This is a genomic window from Rhodococcus sp. UNC363MFTsu5.1, from assembly GCF_000686785.1.
GTDB classification, from domain to species: domain Bacteria; phylum Actinomycetota; class Actinomycetes; order Mycobacteriales; family Mycobacteriaceae; genus Rhodococcus_G; species Rhodococcus_G maanshanensis.
The window spans coordinates 113,333-130,151 of record NZ_JMLO01000002.1; the positions used below are offsets into that span (position 1 = coordinate 113,333).

19 protein-coding genes are annotated in these 16,819 nt (G+C 69.1%); 8 read left to right on the forward strand and 11 right to left on the reverse strand.

Features of this window, described 5'->3' with window-relative positions:
* Positions 1 to 15: 15 nt before the first annotated feature.
* Both BR31_RS0104140 and BR31_RS0104145 read left to right on the forward strand, forming a co-directional pair.
* Complete coding sequence (locus tag BR31_RS0104140) at positions 16 to 468, forward strand: acyl-CoA thioesterase (RefSeq protein WP_257017437.1); 453 nt, start codon at positions 16 to 18, stop codon at positions 466 to 468.
* Complete coding sequence (locus BR31_RS0104145) at positions 461 to 1,147, forward strand: DUF8010 domain-containing protein (RefSeq protein ID WP_027499850.1); 687 nt, start codon at positions 461 to 463, stop codon at positions 1,145 to 1,147. Before BR31_RS0104140 ends, BR31_RS0104145 begins: the two co-directional genes overlap by 8 nt.
* Before the next feature lie 16 nt (positions 1,148 to 1,163).
* Here BR31_RS0104145 and BR31_RS0104150 read toward each other — a convergent pair whose 3' ends face one another.
* Together BR31_RS0104150 and BR31_RS0104155 are read right to left on the reverse strand one after the other, a co-directional pair.
* Positions 1,164 to 2,753: a glycoside hydrolase family 13 protein gene (locus BR31_RS0104150; RefSeq protein WP_027499851.1), complete on the reverse strand. Its 1,590-nt coding sequence runs from the start codon at positions 2,751 to 2,753 to the stop codon at positions 1,164 to 1,166.
* Between the two features lie 68 nt (positions 2,754 to 2,821).
* Entirely contained in the window at positions 2,822 to 3,217 is a 396-nt protein-coding gene (locus BR31_RS0104155) for a globin (protein WP_027499852.1), read from the reverse strand.
* 153 nt (positions 3,218 to 3,370) lie between these two features.
* Between BR31_RS0104155 and BR31_RS0104160 the strand changes: the two genes are divergently transcribed.
* The 3 genes from BR31_RS0104160 (at position 3,371) to BR31_RS0104170 (ending at position 4,811) form a co-directional block, all read left to right on the forward strand.
* Complete coding sequence (locus BR31_RS0104160) at positions 3,371 to 4,033, forward strand: HNH endonuclease (RefSeq protein WP_072751126.1); 663 nt, start codon at positions 3,371 to 3,373, stop codon at positions 4,031 to 4,033.
* 63 nt (positions 4,034 to 4,096) lie between these two features.
* Positions 4,097 to 4,354 (forward strand): aa3-type cytochrome oxidase subunit CtaJ, encoded by a 258-nt coding sequence (gene ctaJ, locus BR31_RS0104165; RefSeq protein WP_027499854.1) that lies wholly within the window; start codon positions 4,097 to 4,099, stop codon positions 4,352 to 4,354.
* Complete coding sequence (locus BR31_RS0104170) at positions 4,341 to 4,811, forward strand: DUF5130 domain-containing protein (protein WP_027499855.1); 471 nt, start codon at positions 4,341 to 4,343, stop codon at positions 4,809 to 4,811. Before ctaJ ends, BR31_RS0104170 begins: the two co-directional genes overlap by 14 nt.
* A gap of 78 nt (positions 4,812 to 4,889) precedes the next feature.
* On the opposite strand, the gene pepN is transcribed toward BR31_RS0104170, so the two are convergent.
* Positions 4,890 to 7,466 carry an aminopeptidase N gene (gene pepN / locus BR31_RS0104175; protein WP_027499856.1) on the reverse strand — a complete coding sequence of 859 codons (2,577 nt, stop codon included), beginning with the start codon at positions 7,464 to 7,466 and terminating at the stop codon, positions 4,890 to 4,892.
* A gap of 121 nt (positions 7,467 to 7,587) precedes the next feature.
* Entirely contained in the window at positions 7,588 to 7,998 is a 411-nt protein-coding gene (locus BR31_RS0104180; protein WP_027499857.1) for a MarR family winged helix-turn-helix transcriptional regulator, read from the reverse strand.
* 83 nt (positions 7,999 to 8,081) lie between these two features.
* Here BR31_RS0104180 and BR31_RS0104185 point away from each other — a divergent pair, with 83 nt between their 5' ends.
* Positions 8,082 to 8,483: a MarR family winged helix-turn-helix transcriptional regulator gene (locus BR31_RS0104185; protein WP_037175535.1), complete on the forward strand. Its 402-nt coding sequence runs from the start codon at positions 8,082 to 8,084 to the stop codon at positions 8,481 to 8,483.
* 27 nt (positions 8,484 to 8,510) lie between these two features.
* On the opposite strand, the gene BR31_RS0104190 is transcribed toward BR31_RS0104185, so the two are convergent.
* The 3 genes from BR31_RS0104190 to BR31_RS0104200 all read right to left on the reverse strand — a co-directional run bounded on the left by BR31_RS0104190 (position 8,511) and on the right by BR31_RS0104200 (position 11,487).
* On the reverse strand, positions 8,511 to 9,746 hold the full coding sequence (locus BR31_RS0104190) for an RNA polymerase sigma factor (RefSeq protein ID WP_027499859.1): 1,236 nt from the start codon (positions 9,744 to 9,746) through the stop codon (positions 8,511 to 8,513).
* A gap of 2 nt (positions 9,747 to 9,748) precedes the next feature.
* Complete coding sequence (locus tag BR31_RS0104195; RefSeq protein WP_027499860.1) at positions 9,749 to 10,150, reverse strand: YciI family protein; 402 nt, start codon at positions 10,148 to 10,150, stop codon at positions 9,749 to 9,751.
* Positions 10,151 to 10,254: 104 nt separating this feature from the next.
* Entirely contained in the window at positions 10,255 to 11,487 is a 1,233-nt protein-coding gene (locus tag BR31_RS0104200; RefSeq protein ID WP_027499861.1) for an NAD(P)/FAD-dependent oxidoreductase, read from the reverse strand.
* 215 nt (positions 11,488 to 11,702) lie between these two features.
* Here BR31_RS0104200 and BR31_RS0104205 point away from each other — a divergent pair, with 215 nt between their 5' ends.
* Complete coding sequence (locus BR31_RS0104205) at positions 11,703 to 12,314, forward strand: DsbA family oxidoreductase (RefSeq protein WP_027499862.1); 612 nt, start codon at positions 11,703 to 11,705, stop codon at positions 12,312 to 12,314.
* 68 nt (positions 12,315 to 12,382) lie between these two features.
* Here the strand turns inward: BR31_RS0104205 and BR31_RS0104210 are convergent, their stop codons facing one another.
* The 3 genes from BR31_RS0104210 to BR31_RS0104220 form a co-directional block, all read right to left on the reverse strand.
* The gene (locus BR31_RS0104210; protein ID WP_027499863.1) at positions 12,383 to 13,444 is read right to left on the reverse strand and encodes an alcohol dehydrogenase catalytic domain-containing protein; all 1,062 of its coding nucleotides are present in this window, start codon (positions 13,442 to 13,444) and stop codon (positions 12,383 to 12,385) included.
* Positions 13,441 to 14,643 carry an LLM class flavin-dependent oxidoreductase gene (locus tag BR31_RS0104215; protein ID WP_027499864.1) on the reverse strand — a complete coding sequence of 401 codons (1,203 nt, stop codon included), beginning with the start codon at positions 14,641 to 14,643 and terminating at the stop codon, positions 13,441 to 13,443. Before BR31_RS0104215 ends, BR31_RS0104210 begins: the two co-directional genes overlap by 4 nt.
* 180 nt (positions 14,644 to 14,823) lie before the next feature.
* Positions 14,824 to 15,462: a TetR/AcrR family transcriptional regulator gene (locus BR31_RS0104220; RefSeq protein ID WP_027499865.1), complete on the reverse strand. Its 639-nt coding sequence runs from the start codon at positions 15,460 to 15,462 to the stop codon at positions 14,824 to 14,826.
* Positions 15,463 to 15,578: 116 nt separating this feature from the next.
* On the opposite strand from BR31_RS0104220, the gene BR31_RS0104225 reads away from it, so the two are divergent.
* Complete coding sequence (locus BR31_RS0104225) at positions 15,579 to 15,902, forward strand: hypothetical protein (protein WP_027499866.1); 324 nt, start codon at positions 15,579 to 15,581, stop codon at positions 15,900 to 15,902.
* Here BR31_RS0104225 and BR31_RS27380 read toward each other — a convergent pair.
* On the reverse strand, positions 15,899 to 16,771 hold the full coding sequence (locus tag BR31_RS27380; RefSeq protein ID WP_442970187.1) for a M48 family metallopeptidase: 873 nt from the start codon (positions 16,769 to 16,771) through the stop codon (positions 15,899 to 15,901). The two genes, BR31_RS0104225 and BR31_RS27380, sit on opposite strands and share 4 nt — an antisense overlap.
* Between the last annotated feature and the right edge of the window lie 48 nt (positions 16,772 to 16,819).

A 16,819-nucleotide genomic window follows, 5' to 3' on the forward strand; every position in this document is an offset into this window, starting at 1 on the left:
CGGAAGGGATCGAAGTTGAGCGTCGAAACGTCAGGGTCGGTGACCGCGGCCGCGGTCGGCTTCCACACGAAGGTGGGTGTGCGCTGGTCGGATATGGACGTCTTCCAGCACATCAACCACGCGAGGATGGTGACCCTGCTGGAGGAGGCGCGCATCCCGTGGCTGTTCGAGGACGGCAGGCCGACGGTCACCCTCAGGGACGGCGCGGTGATCGCCGACCTGCACGTGCGCTACCGCGGCCAGCTGCGGCACGACGACGGCCCCCTCGACGTGCTCATGTGGATCGAGTCGGTCCGTGCCGTGGACTTCACCATCGGGTACGAGGTGCGCGCAGGCGGCGCGGCGCCGGACTCGGCTCCGTCGATCGTGGCGTCGACGCAGATCGCCGCGTTCGACATCGACACCCAGCGACTGCGCAGGCTGACCGCGCCCGAGCGCGAGTATCTGGAGCAGTGGAAGCGTGCATGAGCGGGTCCTGACCATCCCGGACGCGGGCGAACGGGAGAACCTCGCGACGTTCCTCGCCAAGGCGGTCCGGCTGGACGAGGCGGTGATCGTTCGGATGCGGCAGCGGGACGAGGGGCAGCTGGTCGCCTTCGTGCCGACGGGATTCGACGCGCTGGCGGCGCGGGTCGTCTCCGGGCGGATCAGCCCGGACGACACCTCCGCCGCGGGTGACGGATTGCTGCACGGCCTGACGGCCGCCGCAGGCGCCGACATCGACCCCGGCTTCTCGATGGACTCGGCGTGGCGGGGTGCCCTGCCGCCGGAGACCGGGTTCGCGCACATCGACGACGTTCCGGCGCGGGTGCTGATCGACCTGGCTCAGCAGGGCGCGGCGCTGGCCAAGGAGCACGGCAGCAGCCACGGTCCGCCCGCCTCGCTGCTGGCGCAGGAGGTGCTGAGCGTCGAGGGCGCGGGCGAGGTCGTCGGGGTGTCGATGCGCACGGTGTTCGCCCTCGCCGCAATGGGATTCATCCCGCATGTCGGGTCGGATCCGATGACCGCGGCCGTCGATCTCGAGCGCATCGACGCGTCCGAGATGGTGCGGGTGCGCGCGACCAGGACCTGGCTGCGCCTGGACGCGCGTTTCGGCACCGTGTTCAGCAGGCGCGGCGGCGAGATCGGGCTGACCGTGCGCCGTTGACCCCCGTCGGCGGCGGTCAGACCAGCCAGGCCGCCGCGTTCGGGGGCAGCTCCCCGTTCACCAACGGGGCGCTGGCCAGCAGCAGTTCCCCCGGCGGCAGCGGGATGGGCGCATCCGTGGCGTTGAGCGCACACACCAGCCCGCCGCGCCGCCGGAACGCCAGGCAACCGGACGGGCTTCCGTACCAATCGATCTCGTCGCCGGAGAACTCCGGCCGCAGGGCCCGCAGCTCCAGCGCCGACCGGTAAAGCGACAGCGTGGACGTCACGTCCTCGATCTGCGCCTCCACGGTGCGATCGGCCCATTCCGGCGGCATCGGCAGCCACGACGTCTCCGCCGAGCTGAAGCCGAACGGCGGGGCAGTGCCCTCCCACGGCACCGGGACCCGGCAGCCGTCGCGGCCGCGTTCGGTGTGGCCCGACCGCTCCCACACCGGATCCTGCAGCGCCTCGTCCGGGAGTTCGACGTTCGGCAGCCCGAGCTCGGCGCCGTTGTAGATGAAGACCGCCCCCGGCAGCGCGAACTCGACGATGGCCATGGCGCGGGCCCTGGCCAGGCCGATCTCGCCGCCGCCGTAGCGGGTGACCTCGCGCGCGACGTCGTGGTTCGACAGCGTCCAGGTGGGGGTGCCGCCGACCGCGGCCACCGCACCGAGCGAGTTCTCGATGGCCTCACGCAGGCTGTCGGCGCCGAACTCGGCCTCGGCGAGCCGGAAGTTGAAGCCCAGGTGCAGTTCGTCGGGCCGGATGTACTCGCCGAAGCGTTCGTTGTCGCGCACCCAGATCTCACCGACGGCCACCGTGTCGGGGTATTCGTTCATCACCTTGCGCAGGCCGCGATGGATCTCGTGCACGGCCGGGTTGTTGAACCTCGGGTCGTTGTCATCGTTGCTCAGGAGCCGATTGGATTCCCAGTCGTAGTCCGGCAGGCCCTCCGGCTTGGCCATCCCGTGCGCGACATCGATACGGAAACCGTCGACGCCGCGATCCAGCCAGAACCGCAGCGTGGTCGCGAGGTCCTCGGCGACCTCGGGGTTGTCCCAGTTCAGGTCCGGCTGCTCGGGGGCGAAGATGTGCAGGTACCACTGGCCGGGGGAGCCGTCCGGCTCGGTGACCCGGGTCCAGGCCGGCCCGCCGAAGATGCTCGGCCAGTTGTTCGGCGGCTCGGCGCCGTCCGGGCCGAGACCGTCGCGGAAGTGGTAGCGAGCCCGCTCGGGGCTGCCCGGCTCGGCCGCGAGCGCGGCCGCGAACCACGGGTGCTCCGCGCTGGTGTGGTTCGGGACCAGGTCCATGGTGACCTTGATCCGCCGCGCGTGCGCCTGCGCGATCAGCGCGTCCATCACGTCGAGGTCGCCGAACAGCGGATCGATGTCGCGCGGATCCGAGACGTCGTAGCCGTGGTCGGCCATCGGTGAGCGCATCACCGGGCTCAGCCAGATGGCGTCGACGCCGAGCAGCTCGAGGTACCCGAGCCGGTCGCGGACGCCGCCAAGGTCGCCGACGCCGTCGCCGTTGGAGTCGGAGAACGAACGCGGATAGATCTGATAGAAGACCGCGTTTGTCCACCAGGGAACTGTGGTCTCCGGCCCGGCCTCGTCAGTGGTCACAGGGACACATAGTGCCAAACCCGTGCGGACAGCACGACTTCGAAGGGGATGTGTCCGGTTTGCGCCGATCAGACGGGCGAGTTCACCATCGAGGCGGCGGCCATGTCCATGTAGTCGATGAGGGCGCGGCGGTGCGGCTCGTCGAGGGTGGCCTCGTCGATCGACGCGATCGCGATGTGCATGCAGCGCAGCCACGCGTCGCGCTCGAGCGGACCGATACGGAACGGCTGGTGGCGCAGCCGCAGCCGGGGGTGTCCGCGTTCGTCGGAGTAGGTACGCGGGCCGCCCCAGTACTGCTCGAGGAACATCCGCATGCGGCGTTCGGCCGGCCCGAGGTCCTCCTCCGGATAGAGGGGCCGGACGATCTCGTCCTTGGCCACTTCCTCGTAGAACCGCGCGGTCAGTTTGCGGAACGTCTCGGCTCCGCCCACTGCGTCGTAGAAGCTCACTTCGGCATCAGTCATGTCGGCGTCCATTGTGCCCGTACTCGCGCCGTGACGTCGACGCGCTCGTGTTGTCATCGGTTGTTCACCGAAAGTCCTGCATCTTTGTACCAAATGGACGTGCGCGAGCAGGCCATCCGTGGTCAACTTGGGAGCAATCTTCCCGGAGGTCGCATGAAGAACTCGCACACCGCCCGAGCGCACCGACAACTCCAGCCCACTGATGCCCGCCTGCCGCGGGGATCGGGGGCTTCTTCGCTGCAAGTGATCGACGAGGGTCTGAGACCCTCGACCCCAGGTGAGGACGACGCGGTTCCCTCCTGGGTCAAGCGCCGGGTGCTGCTTCTGAACGCCACCTACGAGCCGCTGACCGCGCTTCCCGTCCGCCGTGCCGTCGTCCTGCTGGTGTGCGAGAAGGCCAGCGCCGTCCACGAGGACCCGGACGGGCAGGTCATCCATTCCGCCGACTGGTCCGTGCAGGTCCCCTCGGTGATCCGGCTGCGCAACTACGTGCGGGTGCCCTACCGGGCCCGGATCCCGATGACCAGGGCCGCGCTGATGCACAGGGACCGCTTCCGGTGTGCGTACTGCGGCGACAAGGCCGAGACCGTGGACCACGTCATCCCGCGCAGCCGGGGAGGCGGGCATTCCTGGGAGAACTGCGTGGCCTGCTGCGCGCCCTGCAACCACCGCAAGGCCGACAAGCTACTCAGCGAGCTGGGCTGGACGTTGCGGGCCGCCCTGGTGCCGCCCAAGGGGCAGCACTGGCGGCTGCTGGCCAGCACCAAGGAGCTCGACCCGGTGTGGTTGCGCTACCTCGGCGAGGGCGCTGCGTAAACGTCCGATCTCGAGGTGGCCCCGACGGCACAAATTTCGGCGCACTGGGCTACGGTTTGGGGCGTGAGCATTCTTGAGACATCGCTGATCTTCGTAGGGATCCCTGCGCTCATCACGGCGATCATCGCGGGGCTGTGCTACATGGCCAAGCCGGTGGCAGGAACCACCCCCGCGCACTACTCGCTGGACGAGGAATGGACCCACAAGCCGGTGCTGTGGTCCGCGGTCGACGAGGTGACGGTCGGTCACCACGGCGGGCACGCGGCCATCGAGTCCGGATCCGCAGATCTGATCGGAGGTTCGGCAAGTGGCAAGTGGTAACCGTTTCCCGGCGGTGATCGAGTCCGAGCTCCCGGTGGGCTCGGTGGTGACCGCGAGCGGCCGCGTCTCGAGCGTGCACCGTGTCGGCGATCCCTACGACGATCTGCCGTTCAGTGTCGACGAGCTGGTGGCCCTCGACGACGCGTTGACCGACGCGACGCGGTCGACCAAGGTGCGCTTCAACGCGTACATCGGTGACCTCGGAGAGGACACCGCGGCCGGCGTCGAGGCGCTGTTCCCGAAGACCCCCGAGGCCGAGCGGTCGGTGCTGATCGCGGTCTCCCCGAACCAGCGCGCCATCGAGATCCGTTCCGGACGCAAGGTGGCCGATCGGGTCACCGACCGGGTCGCACAGCTCGGTGTGACCGCAGCGGTGTCGTCCTTCGGTGAGGCCGACCTGATCGACGGCCTGGTCAGCGCGGTCCGCGTGATGAGTGCGGCCATCGCGGTGCGTTAGTCCGACTTCGCTTCAACCGGAGGTGCCCCTCCCGCGGTCCGTCGCGGGAGGGGCACCTCCGGTCGTCTGTGGGGCAGGTCAGCCGGCGTCGAAGGCCCGCGCCTTCAGCGCCCGCACGATCCCGGCCTTGCCCTCGACCACCAGCCTGCGCAGCGCGGGTGGATGGTCACCGGCCAGGAAGTCGTCGGCGGCCGCGACCGAGGACTCGGTGATCGACCATGCGGGGTACAGCCCGACGACCACGGTCTGCGCCACCTCGCTCGAGCGGCGCGCCCAGACGTCGGGGATCTCGGCGAAGTACCGGGCCACGTACGGCTGGAGCAGCTCGCCCTGACCCGGCGCCGCGAAGCCGCCGATGATCGCGCGGGCGGTGATGTTCGGGACGGAGTCGTCGCCGACGACCGTCGCCCAGGCCGCCTCCTTGACCGCCGCCTGCGGTCGGGCCGCCCGCGCGGCCGCCGCCTGCCGGACGCCTGCCGCGGTCGGATCCCGCTGCGCCTCCGCGTCGATGAACGGCGACTCGGGGCCGTCCGCGTCCACCTCGCCCGCCACCGCCAACGCCTGCACCAACCGCCAGCGCAGGTCGGTGTCGACCACCAGCCCCGGCAACCCGACGGTCGCCGGATCGGCGTCGAGCAGCTCCTGCAGCACCTCGGTGTGCCAGGGCTGCAGGCGCGCCGCGGTCAGCGAGTTCAGGAAGGCCAGCTGGTGATCGGACCCCGGCTCGGCCTCCCTGGCCAGCTCGAGCAGCCGGTTCGCGAAGCCGGGCCACCCGGTGTCGTTCGCCCAGCCGGGCTCGGCGTAGCTGCCGAGCGCGGCGTGCGCCTGCATCAGCAGCCGCGACGCGACCCCGACCTCGGTCTCCGCGCCGACGCCGCGCTGCACCAGTTCGACGAAGTCCCTGGCCTTGAGCTCGGCCTGCCGCGTCATCTCCCATGCTGCCGACCACGCCAGCGTCCTCGGCAGCGGTTCGGCGATGTCGCCGATGCGCTCGATCAGCACCGCGAGCGAGTCCGGGTCGAGCCGCACCGAGCAGTAGGTGAGGTCGTCATCGTTGACGAGCACGAACTTGCCGCGGGCAACCCCGACCAGCTCGGGCACCTCGGTCCGTGGTCCGTCGACGTCGAGCTCGATGCGCTCGGTGCGCACCAGCTTGCCGTCCACGTCGTCGTAGATGCCGACCGCGAGGCGGTGCACGCGGTACTCGCCCGCGCCGGGCTCTGCGCGGCCCTGCAGCACGGCGAAGGACGAGAAGGTGCCGTCCTCGGCGACCGTGAACTCCGGCCGCAGGATGTTCAGCCCGGTGGTCTTGAGCCACTGGGCACCCCAGTCGGACAGGTCCCGGCCGGACGAGTGCTCCAGCGCCGCGAGCAGATCGTCGAAGGTGGCGTTGCCGAACGCGTGCTCCTTGAAGTAGGCACGAAGGCCGGCCAGGAACGGATCGAGCCCGACATACGCGACGAGCTGCTTGAGCACGCTCGCGCCCTTGGCGTAGGTGATCCCGTCGAAGTTGACCTCGACCGCGGCGAGGTCGGGGATGTCGGCGGCGATGGGATGGGTGGAGGGCAGCTGATCCTGCCGGTACGCCCACGACTTCTCGGCGTTCGCGAACGTGGTCCAGGCGTTGACGTACTCGGTGGCCTCGGACTGGCACAGCACCGACGCGAAGGTCGCGAAGGACTCGTTGAGCCACAGGTCGTCCCACCACGTCATGGTGACGAGGTCGCCGAACCACATGTGCGCCATCTCGTGCAGCACCGTCTCGGCGCGGCGTTCGTAGGACGCCCGGGTCACCTTGGAACGGAACACGTAGTCCTCGAGGAAGGTCACCGCGCCCGCGTTCTCCATTGCGCCCGCGTTGAACTCGGGGACGAACAGCTGGTCGTACTTGCCGAAGGCGTAGGGCACCTCGAAGTTGCGGTGATAGAAACCGAAGCCCTGCTTGGTCTCGGTGAACAACCGCTCGGCGTCCATGTGCTCGGCGAGTGAGGCGCGGCAGTAGATGCCGAGCGGGATGTGGCCCTGCTCGTCGGTGTAGCTGTCGGTCCACCGCGCGTACGGCCCGGCGATCAGGGCGACGAGGTAGGTGCTCATCTTCGGGGTGGTGCGGAACTGGTGCAGTCCCGGTGTGGCGGCGAGGGTTTCGACCACGGCCGAGTTCGAGATGACCTGCCAGTCGGTTGGCGCGGTCACGGTGACATCGAAGGTGGCCTTGAGGTCGGGCTGGTCGAAGCAGGCGAACATCCGCTTGGCGTCTGCGGTTTCGAACTGCGAGTACAGGTAGACCGACCCGTCGGCGGGATCGACGAAGCGGTGCAGGCCCTCGCCGGTGTGCGAGTACTCGCAGTCCGCCTCGATGATCAGCTCGTTGCGCTCGGCCAGGCCGGTCAGTGCGATGCCGGTGGACTCGTCGTACCCGGAGACGTCGAGGGCCGCGCCGTTGAGGGTGGCGCTGCGGATGGCGGTCGCGATCAGGTCGATGAAGGTGTCGCCGCCCGCTGTCGCGCCGAAGGTGACCGTGGTGCGGGAGGAGAAGGTGTGCTCGCCGGGCTTGCCGTCGCCGTCGGTCAGGTCCAGCTCGATGCGGTAGTTGTCGACGCTCAACAGCGCGGACCGCTGTGCTGCCTGTTCGCGGGTCAGGTTCGGTGGGGCCACGTCGGACGCTCCTCGTGATCGGGGACAGATGCTCGGGCTCTATCCCATCACGAGAGGTGCCTCGATCGCCTCCGTCCTGCCCCACACATCGACGGCCGTGCTCACGCACCGCGCTGATGGCTCAACGCATTGCATCGACGAAACGGGTGAGCAAACCGGCGAATTCGGCACGCTCGCGCGGTGTCCATCGGGACATGGCCTCGGCGAATGCCCGCTGTCGGCGCTGATGGGCGTCGGTGACCAACGCCTGGCCTCGTTCGGTCAGCACCAGCACCGAACGTCTGCCGTCCGCCTGATCGGCAACCCGCCGTACCAGGCCAGCCGACACCGCGCCCGACACCAGTTTGCTCGCCCTCGGTTGATCGACGGCGAGTGCGGTCGCGACCGCCGACACGGTCGGGCCCTCCGATGCCTCGATCACGTCCAGGACGTCGAAGGCTTGTCCGGCGGGCTCGTCCTCCGCGAGCGTGCGCTTGGTCTGCCTCCGACGGATCGCGATCATTGCGCGTTCGACTCGTTCGACCTCGTCCACGGCGCTATGGTACAACTGCACAAGTACTTGCAATGTAACATGTAGTTGTCCAGAGTGATAGACTCGACCACAAGGAACTCGCGATGAGAATGATCGGATTCCAGCTCAAGCGACTCGATCAGCTGATCGAAACCACCCTCGATCGGAGTCTGGACGAGACGGGCCTGTCGCGCCGCGAATGGCAGACGCTCAACACGATCAGTCGCGGGCCTGCGGACGACGCCCATCTCGTCGAGGCGCTCCGACCGTTCTGGGAAGTGAACGGGGAGAACGTCGCCGAGGTGGTGACGGACCTGACCGAGCGCGGCTGGGTCGGCCGCGGGCCCGACAACCGGATCGCGTTGACCGGCTCGGGGAGCGCTGCACACGCTGCGGCGGCCGAGAAGGTGGGCAGCGTCCGGGACCTGTCCGTGGCCGGCATCCGGCCGGAGGACTACGCGACCATGATGGATGTCCTGCAGCGGATGATCGCCAACCTGGAGTAGGACGAGAACCGAGTCGTCACTGTGATGTCAGTGTGCTCGGCCGTGGTCCCGGAGCCGGGCTGCGCGCAGGGTCAGATAGTCCCGCTCGGCCGTACTGGGTGTGGTGTTCGCGGCGGTGGTGTAGTCGGCGACGGCACTGGTCGTGTCGCCGGCCATCTCGTGCAGATGGGCGCGAACGGCGGCCAGTCGATGGGTGCCGGACAGCTGGTCCTCGTGGGCGGCGATCAGGTCCAGGCCCGCCGCCGGACCGTGCGCCATGGCTGTGGCGACCCCGAGGTTCAGGGTGACCAGTGGATTCGGCGCGACGCGTGCGAGCAGGCGATAGAGCGCCAGGATGCCGTCCCAATCGGTGTCCTCGGTGCTCGCCGCCTGGGCGTGCAGCACGGCGATCGCGGCCTGGATTCGATAGGGGCCCGTCAGTCCGTGCCCGATCGCCACCGTGGTCAGCCGGACCCCCTCGGTGATCGCCTCGCGATCCCACAGCCTGCGATCCTGCTCGGCGAGGGGGACCAGTTCCCCGCGCGGGCCGGTGCGTGCGGCGCGGTGCGCATCGGTGAGCAGCATCAGCGCGAGCAGTCCGGTGACCTCGGGATCGTCGGGCAGCTGGCGGTGGATCGCCCGCGTCAGCCGGATCGCCTCCGTCGACAGGTCCGCACGACGCACCTCCGGACCGGATGTACTGGCGTGGCCCTCGGTGAAGATCAGGTACAGCACGTGCAGGACCGCGCCGAGGCGGTCGTGCCACTGCCCGGACCCCGGCACCGCGAACGGGCGATCCAGGGCGGCGACCCGCTTCTTGGCGCGGGTGATCCGCTGTGCCATGGTCGCTTCCGGCAGCAGGAAGGCCCGCGCTATCTCGGCGGTCGTCAGCCCGCCGACCGCGCGTAGCGTCAGCGCGATCGCACCCGCGGGCGGCAACGCCGGATGGCAGCAGAGGAAGAACAGGGTGAGCGTGTCGTCCCGGTCGGGCGTGGCGATGTCGGGCACCAGGGTCGGGTCCCGCCCGGCGGCGATGGCCTCACGGTTCCGGCGGGCGGCATCGGCGCGGATGGCATCGGTCATGCGGCGGTGGGCGACCTGGATGAGCCAGCCGCGTGGATTGTCGGGCACGCCGTCGGTCGGCCAGTGGGTGGCGGCCGCGACGAGCGCCTCCTGTAGTGCGTCCTCGGCGGCGGCGAAGTCGCCGAACCTGCGGACGAGGGCACCGAGGACCTGCGGACGGAGTTCGCGCAGCAGGTCCTCGGTGTCGTCGGAGGGCGGCAGGGTCACAGATCGGCGGGCGGGGCACTCATGATCGCGCGCACCTCGATGTACTCGCCGATCGGCTTGCCGCCGGGTCCCGGCGCCGCCGAGGCCTGAGCGGCGATCTCGATGGCGCGCTCGGCGCTGTCGACGTCGACGATCCAGTACCCGGCCAGGAATTCCTTGCTCTCCGGGAACGGTCCGTCGGTCACCACCGGCGCGGAGCGGCCGTCGGAGCTGACGATGCGCGCCTGGTCCGGGCCTGCCAGACCCTGCGCTTCGACCAGCTCACCGGACGCGGCCAGTTGCTCGCCGAGCACGCGCTGGAAGTCGATGTGCGCCGCGATGTCCTTCGGCTCCCACTCGGTGATCGGGGTGTCGCAGTACGCGGCCTCGCTGTAGGTCTTGACCAGCATGTACTTCATTGTCGGCTCCTTCGATCGGGTGCGCCCCCGTGGCGCTCTCATGGTTAGGACGGAGCCCGGCCGGCTCTCACTACACACTTCTCCGCATGCTTATGTGATTCAGGTCACAAAATCTGGTCGAGTGGCGTCGACGGGTCGGCCAGACGGGCCGGGTCGACGGGTTCCCCCGCGGTGATCAGATGCTTGACGGCGTCGGTCACGTCCCAGACGTTGACGTTCATGCCTGCCAGCACCCTGTTGTCCCCGCCGAGCCAGAACGCGACGAACTCGCGCCGGGTCACGTCGCCGCGCACGACGAGGCTGTCGTACCCGCCGGTCGGTGCGTACCCGACGTACTCCATGCCCAGGTCGTACTGATCGGTGAAGAAGTACGGCAGGTTGGTGTACTCGGCAGGCTTGCCGAGCATCGTCGCCGCGGCGACGGCGGGCTGGTTGAGGGCGTTCGCCCAGTGCTCGACGCGAATCCTGGTGCCCAACACCGGGTGCTGCTGTGCCGCGATGTCGCCGACCGCGACGATGTCGGGGTCACTCGTGGTCAGGGCGGCGTCCACCAGCACCCCGCCGTCCACCGCGAGCCCGGCCTGTTCGGCGAGTTCGACATTCGGTTGGGCCCCGACCGCGACCAGCACGGCGTCGGCGGGCAGCGCGGCGCCGGTGCCGAGGCGGACGCCGGTGACCCGCCCGGCGTCGGTGGTGATCTCCTCCACGGTGGCCTCGAAATGCAGGTCGACCCCGTGCTCGCGGTGCAGTTCCGCGAACACCGTGCCCATCTCGGGGCCGAGGGACCCGAGCAGCGGCAGCGCCGCGGCCTCGACGACGGTGACCACGACACCGCGCTCGCGGGCCTGGGCGGCGACCTCGAGTCCGATCCACCCGGCGCCGATCACGACCAGCCGAGAATTCGCCGCGAGCGCGTCGATCAGGCCGTCGGACTCCTCGATGGTGCGCAGATAGTGCACGCCTGCTGCGTCGGAACCGGGGATCGGCGGTCGACGTGAGCGCGAACCGGTGGCCAGCGCGAGCTTGTCGTAGCCGAGGGTCGAGCCGTCCGGCAGCCGCACCTCGTGGGCGCCGCGATCGAGGGCGGTGGCGGTGGTGCCGAGCCGCAGGTCGACGTGGTGGTCGCGGTACCAGTCGCCGTGGTGGACGGTGAAGTCGGCGAGCGCCTTCTTGCCGGCCACGTGCTCCTTGGACAGTGGTGGCCGCTCGTAGGGGAGATGGTCCTCCTCGCTGAGCAGGACGATAGCGCCGTCGAAATCCTTCTCGCGCAGGGCTTCCGCGGTCTTCGCTCCGGCGAGCCCGCCGCCGACGATCACGAACGTACGGTTCGGTGACATGTCATCAACACTCCGTTCGAGACACTGCATGGTGACGAAAACGGTCCTGGATGTCGCTGCTGTCGACCCTACTGCCGAGCACCGGCCGGTAGGGGCCTTCTCGGCCGGGAAGCATTCGGTCCGGTCGGTGGTTGGCTACGAATGGACCCGTCGGTTGCGGGTCCCCACCAGACGAGCGCGCCGACAGCCGCGACGAGAAGACAAGGGAGCAGCCCGTGAGCGAAACCAGGGATACCGCCGATTTTTGGTTCGACCCGCTCTGCCCGTGGTGCTGGATCACCTCGCGCTGGATCCTCGAGGTCGAGAAGGTCCGTGACATAGAGGCGAATTTCCACGTCATGAGCCTTGCGGTCCTGAACGAGGGCCGCGATCTGCCCGAGCAGTACCAGGCGATGATGGAGAAGGCGTGGGGGCCGGTCCGGGTCGCGATCGCCGCGGCCAAGGAACACGGCGACGAGGTCCTGCTGCCGCTGTACACCGCGATGGGCACCCGGATCCACGATCAGGACAACAAGGACTTCCCGGTTGTTATCGCGGAGGCGCTCGCCGAGGTGGGCCTGCCCGCCGACCTGGCCTCAGCGGCCGACACCGACGCGCACGACGAGGACCTGCGCCGCAGCCACAAGGCCGGGATGGATGCCGTCGGCCCCGATGTCGGCACCCCGACCATCCACGTCAACGGCGTGGCCTTCTTCGGCCCGGTGCTCTCGCGCATCCCGCGTGGCGAGGACGCGGGCCGGGTGTGGGACGGCACCGTCGCGCTGGCCTCCTACCCGCACTTCTTCGAGCTCAAGCGCACCAGGACCGAGGATCCCTCCTTCGAGTAGGCGCTACGCGCCCGTGAGTCCTTTTGGTCCCGTGGCGGGCCAGAAGGACTCACGGGCGGCGGAGCCGTTTAGGGCAGCACCAGGATCTTCACGTGCTCCTCGGGGTCGCGCAGTGCGGCGAAGGCCTCCGCAACGCCGTCGAGGCCGACCCGGCCGGTGATGATGGACTCGGCGTCGATCTCGCCGTCGGCCAACCGCTGGAGGGTGATGTCGTAGGCGTTCTCGTAGGGGCCGTGACCGAAGTTGATCGCGATCCGGCGGAACTGCCCGACCACGGGGATGATCACCTCGTCGCCGAACGGCGCCGCCAGCACCTGGATCCGTGAGTTGAACGGCATCGTGTGCATCAGGGTGCCGAGGATCCCGGCCCGGCCGCTGCACTCGTAGGCGATGAGGATGCCCGCGCCCGCCTGGCCCACCAGGGTGTTGCCCTCCGCGACCATCTGGTTCCACAACTCGATGGGGTCCTGCTCGTTCGGGTCGACGACGATGTCGGCGCCCATCTTCGCCGCGAGCTCGCGCCGTTTCGGCGACGGCTCGGACGCGATCACCAGCTGCGCCCCGCGGGCCTTCGCCGCGACGATGGCGCCGAGTCCGATGGTGCCGCAACCGATCACCAGTGCCGAGTCGGCGGGGGTGAGGCCGGACTGCTGCATGTGCATCTCGCCGACGTGCAACGGTTCGGCCAGGGTGGCGTGCTCGAGCGAGAGTCCATCGGGGACGTGCCGGACCCAGAACGCGTCCACGACGATCTGCTCGCCGAACGCGCCGTGGTACTCGTTCGAGTAGCCGATGATCTTCGGGATGCCGGTCGCGGTGTCGGTGGCCAGCCCGATGCCTGCCACCCGGTCGCCGACGGCGAAATCGGTGACGGCCGAGCCGATCTCGGACACGATGCCCGCGTACTCGTGACCGAGGACGACGGGCCGGTCGGTGTCGAAGGTGGCCAGCGGGTAGCCGGCGTTCTCGGCGACGTGCACGAACCGGCACGGGTCCTTCGACATGCTCAGGTCGCTGCCGCAGATGCCGCAGGCGGTGACGTCGATGCGGAGCTGAGCGGGCGCGAGCGCGGGTGCGTCCGGGACGTCGGCGACAGTGAACGCGCCGTTGCTGAACTGTGCTGCCTTCATGCCTGTGCTCCTGCGGTCTCGGCGGGCTGGCCGTAGTAGTCGGTGTGTGCCTTGGTGATCGCGCCGACCAGGCCGCCGATGAGGTAGTCGCGGTTGTCCTCGGCGAACTGGAGGCTGGCCTCGCGGCCGCGATTGCGGTTCTTGAAGTGCGGGATCACCTCGGAGGCGAAAAGGTCGTAGCTGCGCTTGGTGTCCTCCCAGTTCGCCATGTCGACGTGCAGGATCAGCATGGTGCCGAAGCCGCCGGTCTTCTCGATCAGGCGCTCGATCTGGGCGATCGCCTCGTCGGGCGTGCCGATGATCGCCTGGCCGAACTCACCGAGGGTGTCGCCCCGCCATTGATCGATGATGCCCTTGGGGGTCTGCGCCCAGTCCGGGTTCTGCCCGGTCTGCCGGTTGACGTAGGCCGCCATCGAGTCGATTCGCCGGCTCACCGCGCGCTCTGCGTCGGCCCGCGTCTCGGCGAGGAACATCGGGTTGACCAGCCGCCAGGTGGACCGGTCGGCGACATGGCCGTGCTCGGCACAGACCTTCTCGTAGACGCCCCAGTTGCGGTCGAGGACGTCGAAGCCGCTGGGGGAGCTGGCGGCGAGCGACAGCAGTGAGAGGCCGTGGGTGCCTGCCAGGACCGAGCCGTTGGGTGACATCGTCGACGCGGTCGCGATCTCGATGCCCGCCGGGTTGTAGGTGGGCAGCTGGGCGCGGGCGTCGCGCAGGGTGAACCAGTCCGTCTCCATGTTCACGACCTCGCCGCGCAGCAGCGGCAGGATCGCCTCGAGGGCCTCGCCCTGCATCCGGCGCTGGTCCGAGGGGTTGATCCCCATCATGTGCGCGTCGAGCGGGATCTTGCCGGGGCCGGTGCCGAAGATCAGCCGGCCGCGGGTCTGCAGGTCCAGCTGCGTGATTCGGTCCGCGGTGACCAGGGGATGGTGGTACGGCAGGGAGGTGACCCCGGTGCCGAACCGGATCCGCTCGGTCCGCTCGGCGGCCGCAGCGATGAACATGTCGGGGGCCGGCACGATCTCGGCGCCGGTGGAGTGGTGTTCACCCATCCACGCCTCGTCGAATCCGAGGTGATCGAGATGTTCCATGAGGTCGATGTCGCGGCGCAGTTGCAGCGCGGGATCGGCGTTCAGCGGGTGGTACGGCGCGAGGAAGGCGCCGAAGTTGATCGAATCGGTGGTCCACACGAGCGTCATCTCCTTGACAGGTGGGTGCCGGCCCTCGGGAGAGGCATCGAGGGTGATCGGCGTTCGAAAGTGAGCGGCATCACATCCGCCTGTCGACAGTTCTATCACCGAACTGGATCACATGATCCAAAAATCTCCCGCTGAGTGGACACTCTCGCGCAGGAGCGGATTTCGGTCCCTTGCCGTGGGTCAGGAACCGAGCAGTCGGTCGACGCCGCCGACGACGAAGAGGACGAGGTCCTCGTAGAAGGCCGTCAGGTCCTCGGGGGAGAGGCGGCCGGCGCCGTGGCTCCACTCGTCGGCCCGGCTCAGCGCCTGGAGGAACCCCATCACGGAGATCGCCCAGCGCAGCGCGAGGCGGTCCTGGTCCGATTCCGGATACACGCGGCGAACCTGGTCGAGCAGGCTCTCCGACAGATGCTGGCCCGCGGCCTCGAGGGCCGGATGGCCCTCCTGGGAGATCTGCGCGATGATCTTGACCCATCGCATGCCCCGGACCCGTTGGCGCAGTAGGAGTTCGAGGTAGGGCTCGGTGACGGCGCGGACAAGGGTGTCCGCTGTGGGCGAGACGGGAGATGCGGCGAGTCGGTCGACGTTGACCCGGATCTGGTCGCGGACCGCACCGCCGAGATCGAGGAGAACCGCCGCCAGCAGGTCGTCCTTGGTGCCGAAGTGATAGTGCACCGAGGCCGGCCCGAGTCCTGCGGCCGAGTTGACGGACCGGACCGAAACGGCGTCAACGCCCTGGGCGGCGAAGAGTTTCTCGGCCGCCTTCACCAGGCGCATTCGGGTGGCGTTGCCCTGACGGTTCTGGATCGGGGTGGACATGTCGGAAGTTTCGCACACCCACCCTTGACGGGGCCGGGGTCATGGCATCAAATAGATCGAACGATTCAATCAACTGATCCGATTGTGGGTCGGTCCCTGGAAGAGGCGGGTGCGAGATGCAGCTCGAGGTGGACCTTCGTGAGGCCGAGGCGACGGTGGAACTGACGGGTGTCGACGAGTTCACCAAGCTGGCGGTCACCATGCGGGGCGAACGCGACCGGGAACGGGCCGCCGCCGCGCTCGGCGGGTGGGGCACCGTCGACGGCGACCACGTCTGGCTCGACATCGGCGCGCTCGAGGGGGCGGTGCGCAGCCACCCCAAGCGCGGCGAGGACTGGCTGCCGCGCTTCGTGGCGATGATCGACTACGCGGAGTCCAAGGGCTGGGTGGATTCGGACCACCGCAGGGTTCGCGCGCACTGTGAGCAGGTCGCCGGCTAGAACACCCGGCCGTGGCGGGAGCGGTCCCGCAGGGCGGCGGCGCGCCAGGTCAGCACCGGGTGGCTGGAGAGGATGTTCACCAGCCAGGGGAAGAAGCCGCGCTCGGTGTGGGCCCGGTCCGCCAACTCGTCGAACCCGACCAGGCTCATCAGGTACTTGCCTGCGGCGAGCACTCCGATCGCGCCCGGCGCCCCGTGCGGACGGTTGCACAGCCCGTGGTTGTCGGCGGTGTACTCCTGCGCTCGCGAGAGCGAGGACCCGATCACCGGGATGTAATTGGAGGCGAACATGCCGAGCTGGCGCCAGTAGGAGGTGTGGCCGGCCGCGATGTGCCCGACCTCGTGTCCGATGATGAACGCCAGCGCGTCGGGATTGCGCGCCTGGCCGCCGATCTCGAACATGTCGCTGTAGATCACCACGTACCGCCGGAAGCCGTGACCGGAGGCGAACGCGTTGATCTGACCGTTGCCGAGGATGACATAGCCGTCGGGCACCTGCGGCATGCCGAACCGCCCGGCCGCCTCGACCAGCATCCGGTAGCCGTCGGGGAACTGGGTCGGTGTCATCTTCACGCCGTTGACGCGCTGCGCGGCGTACATCTGGCCGCGGGCGAAGAACAGCAGGATCGGTGCGAGCAGCACGAGGATCACCCACGGCTCCAGCGCGCCCGAGGCGATCAGCGCGATCGACACCAGGTAGGTCACCACGGTGGTCGCGATCGACAGGACCAGCAGCGGGATCTCGAAGTGGTGCCGGATCGGCATGCCCCACGGGGAGAGTCCACGCGGCGGGAGCATCTGCGGCGGCGCGAATCCGGGGGCCGGGTGGGCGGGCGAATGATGCGTGACCGTGGGTGGGAACTGCTCCATGTGGACAAACCCTATTCGTGGTCGGGTCCGGGGCCGCCGCGCCGACCT

What these genes read in the sequence shown, in the direction of transcription:
- BR31_RS0104160 (WP_072751126.1), top strand. Translation starts at nt 3,371, where the DNA reads ATGAAGAACTCGCACACCGCCCGAGCGCACCGACAACTCCAGCCCACT.
- BR31_RS0104195 (WP_027499860.1), bottom strand. Translation starts at nt 10,150, where the DNA reads ATGAAGTACATGCTGGTCAAGACCTACAGCGAGGCCGCGTACTGCGAC.
- BR31_RS0104220 (WP_027499865.1), bottom strand. Translation starts at nt 15,462, where the DNA reads ATGTCCACCCCGATCCAGAACCGTCAGGGCAACGCCACCCGAATGCGC.
- BR31_RS27380 (WP_442970187.1), bottom strand. Translation starts at nt 16,771, where the DNA reads ATGGAGCAGTTCCCACCCACGGTCACGCATCATTCGCCCGCCCACCCG.
- BR31_RS0104210 (WP_027499863.1), bottom strand. Translation starts at nt 13,444, where the DNA reads ATGAAGGCAGCACAGTTCAGCAACGGCGCGTTCACTGTCGCCGACGTC.
- BR31_RS0104225 (WP_027499866.1), top strand. Translation starts at nt 15,579, where the DNA reads ATGCAGCTCGAGGTGGACCTTCGTGAGGCCGAGGCGACGGTGGAACTG.
- BR31_RS0104200 (WP_027499861.1), bottom strand. Translation starts at nt 11,487, where the DNA reads ATGTCACCGAACCGTACGTTCGTGATCGTCGGCGGCGGGCTCGCCGGA.
- BR31_RS0104155 (WP_027499852.1), bottom strand. Translation starts at nt 3,217, where the DNA reads ATGACTGATGCCGAAGTGAGCTTCTACGACGCAGTGGGCGGAGCCGAG.
- BR31_RS0104215 (WP_027499864.1), bottom strand. Translation starts at nt 14,643, where the DNA reads ATGACGCTCGTGTGGACCACCGATTCGATCAACTTCGGCGCCTTCCTC.
- BR31_RS0104185 (WP_037175535.1), top strand. Translation starts at nt 8,082, where the DNA reads ATGAGAATGATCGGATTCCAGCTCAAGCGACTCGATCAGCTGATCGAA.